Here is a 7,020-nt window from a genome sequence, read left to right on the forward strand (position 1 = left end):
CATGCGGCTGGGCATCGATCTCGGGGGTACCAAGATCGAAATCATCGCCATCGATGAGGCGGGGCGGGAGCAGCTGCGCCGCCGGGTCCCCACGCCGCAGGGTGATTACGCTGCGACCCTGCAGGCGATTCATGAGCTCGTGCGGGCGGCGGAGGCGGAACTGGGCACCTGCGGCCGGGTGGGCATTGGCACACCGGGGGCGCTTTCCCGCGCCACCGGCCGCATGAAGAACGCCAATTCGGTCTGGCTCAACGGCCAGCCCCTCAAGGAGGACCTAGAGCGGCTTCTGGCGCGGCCGGTGCGCATCGAAAACGACGCCAACTGCTTTGCCCTCTCCGAGGCCACGGATGGGGCGGCGGCGGGCGCGCCGGTGGTGTTCGGCGTCATTCTCGGCACGGGCACCGGTGCCGGCATCGTCGTCCATGGCCGGCTGCTCACTGGGCCCAATGCCATCGCCGGCGAGTGGGGGCACAATCCGCTACCCTGGCCCACGGCCGACGAGCTGCCGGGGCCTGCCTGTTACTGCGGCAAGCGGGGTTGTCTGGAGACCTGGCTGTCCGGTCCTGCATTGAGCCGCCTCCACGCCCAACGCACCGGCGAGAGCCTGCGCGTTGAGGAGATCGCGGCCCGGGCGCTTCAGGGGGATGCGGCCTGTGAGGAGAGCCTTGCCCAATACGAGGATCGACTGGCGCGGGGGCTTGCCCACGTCATCAACGTGCTGGATCCGGACGTGATCGTGCTGGGGGGTGGCCTGTCCCATCTCGACCGACTCTACACCAACGTGCCCCGGCTGTGGCAGGCCCATGTCTTCTCCGACCGGGTGGATACCCGCCTGGTGAAAAACCGGCATGGTGACTCCAGCGGTGTGCGCGGGGCCGCCTGGCTTTGGCAGCCATGAGTCCCCTTGGGCTGCCAGGGCGGCAGGGCGGAGTGTGGCCTGGCACCGCGGGTGGGCAGAGGGCAGGCGAGGGGGAAGGGATCATGGCGAACCATCTTGCCTCGTCCCTGGCGGCAAGGCGTCATGATCCTGGGTCCGGGCTTGAGGCCGGGAGGGGTCGGGGAACGTCAGGTTGGGTTTTGCGGGGAAGCATGGACGTCAAGCGTTTGTTTCGTGAGGCGGGGCAGCGCACCCAGGTGTCGTTCCGGGTCTGTCTCCCCGATGGCAGCCATTTCCAGAACCGGGCGGGGGAACCGCAGGTCACCCTCGTCTTCCGCAACCGGCGGGCGCTTTTGCGCACGGCGCTCTTTCACCACGTCGGGCTGCTGGAGTCCTATTTCTCCGGCGACCTCGAGGTGGAAGGGGAGTTCAGGCTTGCCTTCCGCGTCGGCATGGATGCGGGCCTTGCCCCACCGCCCTCCGGGCTCAACCGGTGGCGCAACCGCTGGCACGAATGGCGCTTCGGCAACCGCACCGTCGCCCGGGCCAAGGCCAACGCCCGTTTCCACTATGGTCTCGGTCATGCCTTCTACAGCCACTGGCTCGACCAGCCGGCGATGATGTACACCTGCGCCTACTGGAAGGAAGGCACGCGCTCCCTGGAAGAAGCCCAGCGCAACAAGATGGACCACGTGGCAAGGAAGATCCGCCTGCAGCCGGGGGACCGCTTCGTGGACATCGGTTGCGGTTTCGGCGGTTTTCTCTTCCACGCCCTGGAGCACTATGGGGCCCTGGGCACCGGCATCAACACCACCACCGAACAGGTGGTGTGGGTGGAGGAGGAGATCAGGCGCCGGGGGCTTGCCGATCGCATCCGGGTGATCGAAGCGGATTTCCGCGAGATTCCCGGCCAGTACGACAAGGTGGTGTCCATCGGGGTGCTGGAACACGCCGGGCGGGATCAGTTGTTCGACGTGGTGCGGGCCCATGCCGAAGCCCTCCGGCCCGGGGGCCTCGGGCTTTTGCATTTCATCGGCCATGTGGGCGTCTTCGACACCGAGTTCTACATCCGCAAATATATCTTCCCGGGAGGCTGGATTCCCAGTCTGGCGCAGACCATCGAGGCCATGGAGGCCTGCGGGCTGGAGGTGGTGGATATCGAAAACCTCCGCCGGCACTACGCCCTGACCCTGGAGGAGTGGGCGAGCCGCTTCGATGCCCGCTGGCCGGAAATCCACGCCCTGGACCCGCAGCGTTTCAACGAGCGCTTCCGCCGCATCTGGCGCACCTATCTCTGGTCCTGCGCGGAAATGTTCCGCTCCCCCAACAGCCGCACGCATCTCTTCCAGATCGTCTTCAGCAAAGGCAACATTCGCGAGGACAACTATCCCATGAGCCGCGCTTTCCTCTACCCATGACCCACGAAGAAAAAATCGACAATCTGCGGCAACAGATCCGACAGGTGCAGGGTCCCCTGGGGCTCGCCAAGGACACCTCCAATCTCTTTCGGGACCGACGGGAGGGCGCCAAGCACCGCCTCGATGTGCGCGCCTTCAACGAAGTGCTCGCCATCGACACCGCAAGCGGGCGGGTAGAGGTGGAAGGCATGACGCCGTACGTCAAACTGGTGGATGCCTTGCTGCCATACGGGCACATGCCCACGGTCGTGCCGCAGCTCAAATCCATCACCATTGGTGGGGCGGCGGCGGGGGTCGGCATCGAGGCCACCTCCTTCCGTTACGGGCTGGTGCATGAAACTCTTAACGCGCTGGAAATCCTGCTGCCGGACGGTCACATCGTGGAGGCCACGCCCACCAACGAATACCGCGATCTCTTCTACGCCTTTCCCAATTCCTACGGCACCCTGGGTTACGCGTTGAAACTTTCCGCGATGATCATCCCGGTCAGGCCCTTCGTGCACGTGACCCATCATCGTTATGCTGAGGCGCGGACGTTCTTCGGCGCTTTGCGTGAGACGGCGCAGGGGGAGGCGGATTTTCTCGACGGGGTGGTGTTTGCGCCCGACACCCACGTCATGAGTGTGGGCCGCTTCGTCGATCACGCGCCCTATACCAGCGACTACACCTTCGAGCGCATCTATTACCGCAGCCTCCTTGAGCGCGAGGAGGATTACCTGACGGTGCGCGACTACCTCTGGCGCTGGGATACCGACTGGTTCTGGTGCTCCAAGAACATCGGCGCGCAAAACCCCCTGCTGCGGCGGCTTCTGGGGCGGAGGCGTCTCAACTCGGTCTTCTACACCAAGGTGATGCGGTGGAATAGCCGCTGGAAACTCACCCACCGGCTGGATGCCCTGCTCGGCTGGCACCGGGAGTCGGTGATCCAGGACGTGGACATTCCCATCGACAGGGCGGCGGAATTCCTCGACTTCTTCCATCGGGAAATCGGCATCCTGCCCATCTGGGTCTGCCCGGTGAAACCCTGGCGGCGCGATGTGCGGTTCACCCTCTTCCCCATGGACCCGCAAAGGCTCTACGTGAATTTCGGCTTCTGGGACGTGGTGCGCCGTCGTGAGCCCTTCCCGCCCGGGCATCACAATCGCCTGGTGGAGGCGAAGGTGGAGGAACTCGGCGGCATCAAATCCCTGTATTCGGATTCCTATTACGACCCGGAGACCTTCTGGCGTCTCTACAACGGCCCCGCCTACCGCGCCCTGAAACAGAAATACGATCCCGACGGGCGGGCGCCTGACCTCTACGAAAAATGCGTGCTGAGGAAATGAAAGCGCCCAGCGACCCGCCCTGGCTTGACGGCCTCAAAGCCCTCTATGGCAGGATCGACGCTGCGGTGGCGGCGGGTATCCGTGAGGCCGAGGCGGCGGGGCGGTGCCTAGCCTGCGCCCGGGGTTGTGCCGCCTGCTGCCGCACCCATACCGACATCCCCGTCTATCCTCTGGAACTCATGGGGCTCTATTGGTTCGTGCTCACCCAGCTTCCCTCCGCCCTGCGCATAAGGCTCGCGGCGCAGCTTGCGCAGTGGCAGAGACTTCCGGCGTGCCCTTTTCTGCTGGATGAGGCCTGCGCCATCCATCCCATGCGGCCCATGGCCTGCCGCTTGTTCAATGTCTTTGATCGCCCCTGTGGGGAAGGGGAGGATGCCTTTCACACCCGGCCGGCGGACGTCCTTCCCCCGCCCGAGTCCGCCAAGCGCGAAGCCCTCGACATGATGCTTGCTGCCCAGGGGGTGACGCAAGCGCTGCGCCGGGAACTCGTGGCCAGTGGAGCGGTGCACCGGCTCGCGCAAAATCTGCGCGCCCTGCCATGGCACAATCTCGCCCAGCGGATCCAGTCGTCCCCTTGTGGGGAGCCAGGAGAAAAAGGAGAAACCTGACCATGAACGAAAAACTCGATACCCTCAATCGCCGTTTCGGCATTCCCGGACAAGTGAGCTTCAAGCCCGGCCCCGGCGGCATGGATGCGGTGGAGGTGAGTAACGCTGAGGCCAGCGCCACCATCCTGCTGCAGGGCGCCCATCTCATCGCCTGGACACCCAAAGGCGAAGCGCCGGTGATCTGGACCTCGCCGGAGGCGAAATTCGCTCCCGGCAAGTCGGTGCGCGGCGGGGTCCCGGTGTGCTGGCCGTGGTTCGGTCCCCACGCCACGCGGCCGGATTTCCCCGCCCATGGCTTCGCCCGTACGGTGATGTGGGAGCCCATCGGGGTCAAGGCGCTGCCCGAAGGCACCTGGCTTGCTTTCCGGCTTGTTGCCAATGAAGCCACCCGCGCCATGTGGCCGCATCCCACCGAGCTCGTGCTGCAGATGGTGGTGGGCCGGACCCTAGACATGGACCTCGCCACCTGGAACCGGGGCGATACGCCGGTCACCATCGGCGATGCCCTGCACACCTATTTCGCCGTGGGCGATGTGCGTTTCATCAAGATTCACGGCCTGCACATGGTGGAATATCTGGACAAGGTGGACGGCAACACCCGCAAGACCCAGCTCGGGCCGGTGATCATCCGCGGCGAGGTGGACCGCATCTATCTCAACACGCCCGATGCCTGCGTCATCGAAGACCCGAAACTCGCCCGGCGCATCCGCATTGTGAAGGAGAACAGCCGCAGCACCGTGGTGTGGAATCCCTGGATCGAAAAGGCGGCGAAACTGGGCGATCTGGGGCCGGAGGGCCACCTGCACATGGTCTGTGTGGAAAGTGCGAATGCCGCGGAGGACGTGGTCACCCTGGCGTCGGGGGCGGAACACCACCTCTGGGTGCGCTACAGCGTGGAACCCATCTGAGCCAGGGTCTATAGTGAAATCACGCAAGGACGACAACCCATGAGCCGCGGCACCGAACTGCTCCGTCACCTCATCCTCCTGCGCCACGACCCTGAACTCGCCGAAGCTCTCCGGGTGGAAGCGATGAAGGGCGACCGCGACGCCCAGTATGGGCTGGGCCTGGTCTATGCCGAGGGCAGGGGTGTGGAGCAGGATGCGGTGGAGGCCTATGCCTGGCTCAGTGTGGCCATCCTGGGCGGTGACCCGGACGCCGCCACCCTGCGCGACATCGTCTGTCGCGAAATGAGCGGCGCGGAAGTGGAGGCGGCCCTCGAGCGGGCCGCCGACTACGTGAGCCGCATCGAAGCGGGCGAGCTCGGCGTCGGTGCGCCAGCGGTAGTCGTTGGGGGCGTCGCCCAGCCGCTTCTCCCGCAGGACGATGCGCTCACCGCGCGCCTTGCCGCGGCCGCAGGCTGCCAGGAAGCTGAGGACGACACCCCCACCACCGGCCGCCGCTGCCCCCCGCACGACCGCCCGCCTCGTCAGCAGTCTCCGGCTCCAATACGGCTTGTCAGGCATAGTATCCTCCCCCCCGTGCCTGCTGGTGCGCTTCCGTCCTCCGATCGTCTGCTGCCACAGACAGGGAGCGACGTCAACTGCACGATGTCACACTCGCGATATCCGGCTAGCGGATGATCTCATGATTCAACCAACGCTGGAGCATGTCAATGGCCGTGTGCGGTGGATCGCCCGCGGGCGCCATGGGCTGCGATCGGGTTGGCACGTCAGCCCGCACCTGCCCTATGCTGGCGGACGAGCACCGAGCACCGAGCACCGAGCAACCTGGGGGCTGCTATGACGACGACCTCGCCAGTCCTCTACGAGCGCCGCGGGCACGTGGCGTACATCACGATGAACCGGCCGGAGAGCCTGAACGCGATGAACAGCGCGCAGAGCGCCGCGCTGCGCCAGGCGTGGCACACCTTCCGCGACGACCAGGACGCCTGGGTGGCGATCCTGACTGGCGCTGGCGACCGCGCATTCTGCGCCGGGGCGGACGTGAAGGAGATGAGCGCGCGGCGGGAGAGCGGCGAGCCGGCGTTGCCCTTCGTGGCGCTCGACATGGATCCGTCCATGGAGAGCGGCTTCGACGTGTTCAAGCCGACGATTGCCGCCATCAACGGCTACTGCATCGGCATTGGGCTGACGATCGCGATGGCCTGCGACTTCCGCATCGCCGCCGAGCATGCCAAGTTCGGCTACACGGAGGTGCGCATCGGCGTGCCCACGATCATCGGCGCGATCCGGACCTCGTGGGTGACGGGGATGCAGACGGCGCTGGAGATGCTGCTCACCGGCGACCTCTTCGACATCGAGTACGCCAAAGCCAAGGGCTTCGTCAATAAGGTCGTGCCCGGCGACCAGCTGATGGCCGAGGCGGAGCGGCTGGCCGAGCGGTTATGCCAGAACGGCCCGCTGGCGATGAAGGTGACGAAAGAGGTGCTGGTGCGCGGCCAGCGCATGCCGCTGAGCGAGGCGTGGCGGCTGGGCGAGGCGCTGCGCGCACATGCCCGCCAGACCGAAGATGCCAGGGAAGGGCCGCGCGCCTTCGTCGAGAAGCGGCCGGCGCAGTTCAAGGGACGGTGAGGACCTACCCCGCGCCGCTGACGCTCCGAGGCCCCGTGTCCCTTCAGGCAAGGGGGAGAGGCACATGCATGAGAGCATGAGAGCCGGTCCGATTGAAGTGGCGTTCGGCCGCTGAGTAGCTCAGGGTGTCGTGGAACAGCTCGAACGTGAAGGTGACCGCGCGCTCGATCTGGTCGGACTGGGCGGCACGCACCCGAAACGGGACGCAGGACCCGAGGGCCGCCTGGCGGTCACTCATGGCTCACGGCCCACCACTGG

At 65.9% G+C, this 7,020-nt stretch carries 7 protein-coding genes; all 7 read left to right on the forward strand.

Going from position 1 to position 7,020, the window contains the following annotated elements; translation table 11 throughout:
• The first annotated feature begins 1 nt into the window (after position 1).
• The 7 genes from K6T56_03615 (at position 2) to K6T56_03645 (ending at position 6,762) form a co-directional block, all read left to right on the forward strand.
• Complete coding sequence (locus K6T56_03615; protein MCL6555433.1) at positions 2-898, forward strand: ROK family protein; 897 nt, start codon at positions 2-4, stop codon at positions 896-898.
• 191 nt (positions 899-1,089) lie between these two features.
• Entirely contained in the window at positions 1,090-2,295 is a 1,206-nt protein-coding gene (locus tag K6T56_03620; protein MCL6555434.1) for a cyclopropane-fatty-acyl-phospholipid synthase family protein, read from the forward strand.
• A complete protein-coding gene (locus K6T56_03625) occupies positions 2,292-3,620 on the forward strand; it encodes an FAD-binding oxidoreductase (GenBank protein MCL6555435.1) in 1,329 nt (442 codons plus the stop codon). The genes K6T56_03620 and K6T56_03625 overlap by 4 nt, the downstream gene beginning before the upstream one ends.
• Positions 3,617-4,228, forward strand: coding sequence for a YkgJ family cysteine cluster protein (locus K6T56_03630; GenBank protein MCL6555436.1), 612 nt, complete (start codon positions 3,617-3,619; stop codon positions 4,226-4,228). Before K6T56_03625 ends, K6T56_03630 begins: the two co-directional genes overlap by 4 nt.
• Before the next feature lie 2 nt (positions 4,229-4,230).
• A complete protein-coding gene (locus K6T56_03635; GenBank protein MCL6555437.1) occupies positions 4,231-5,136 on the forward strand; it encodes a D-hexose-6-phosphate mutarotase in 906 nt (301 codons plus the stop codon).
• A gap of 39 nt (positions 5,137-5,175) precedes the next feature.
• Positions 5,176-5,811: a hypothetical protein gene (locus K6T56_03640; GenBank protein MCL6555438.1), complete on the forward strand. Its 636-nt coding sequence runs from the start codon at positions 5,176-5,178 to the stop codon at positions 5,809-5,811.
• A 159-nt stretch (positions 5,812-5,970) separates the two neighbouring features.
• Positions 5,971-6,762 carry an enoyl-CoA hydratase/isomerase family protein gene (locus K6T56_03645; GenBank protein ID MCL6555439.1) on the forward strand — a complete coding sequence of 264 codons (792 nt, stop codon included), beginning with the start codon at positions 5,971-5,973 and terminating at the stop codon, positions 6,760-6,762.
• The last annotated feature ends 258 nt before the right edge of the window (positions 6,763-7,020 follow it).

The sequence above is a fragment of the Burkholderiales bacterium genome (assembly GCA_023511995.1).
Taxonomy (GTDB): Bacteria; Pseudomonadota; Gammaproteobacteria; order Burkholderiales; family Thiobacteraceae; genus Thiobacter.

What these genes read in the sequence shown, in the direction of transcription:
- K6T56_03615 (MCL6555433.1), top strand. Translation starts at nt 2, where the DNA reads ATGCGGCTGGGCATCGATCTCGGGGGTACCAAGATCGAAATCATCGCC.
- K6T56_03620 (MCL6555434.1), top strand. Translation starts at nt 1,090, where the DNA reads ATGGACGTCAAGCGTTTGTTTCGTGAGGCGGGGCAGCGCACCCAGGTG.
- K6T56_03625 (MCL6555435.1), top strand. Translation starts at nt 2,292, where the DNA reads ATGACCCACGAAGAAAAAATCGACAATCTGCGGCAACAGATCCGACAG.
- K6T56_03630 (MCL6555436.1), top strand. Translation starts at nt 3,617, where the DNA reads ATGAAAGCGCCCAGCGACCCGCCCTGGCTTGACGGCCTCAAAGCCCTC.
- K6T56_03635 (MCL6555437.1), top strand. Translation starts at nt 4,231, where the DNA reads ATGAACGAAAAACTCGATACCCTCAATCGCCGTTTCGGCATTCCCGGA.
- K6T56_03640 (MCL6555438.1), top strand. Translation starts at nt 5,176, where the DNA reads ATGAGCCGCGGCACCGAACTGCTCCGTCACCTCATCCTCCTGCGCCAC.
- K6T56_03645 (MCL6555439.1), top strand. Translation starts at nt 5,971, where the DNA reads ATGACGACGACCTCGCCAGTCCTCTACGAGCGCCGCGGGCACGTGGCG.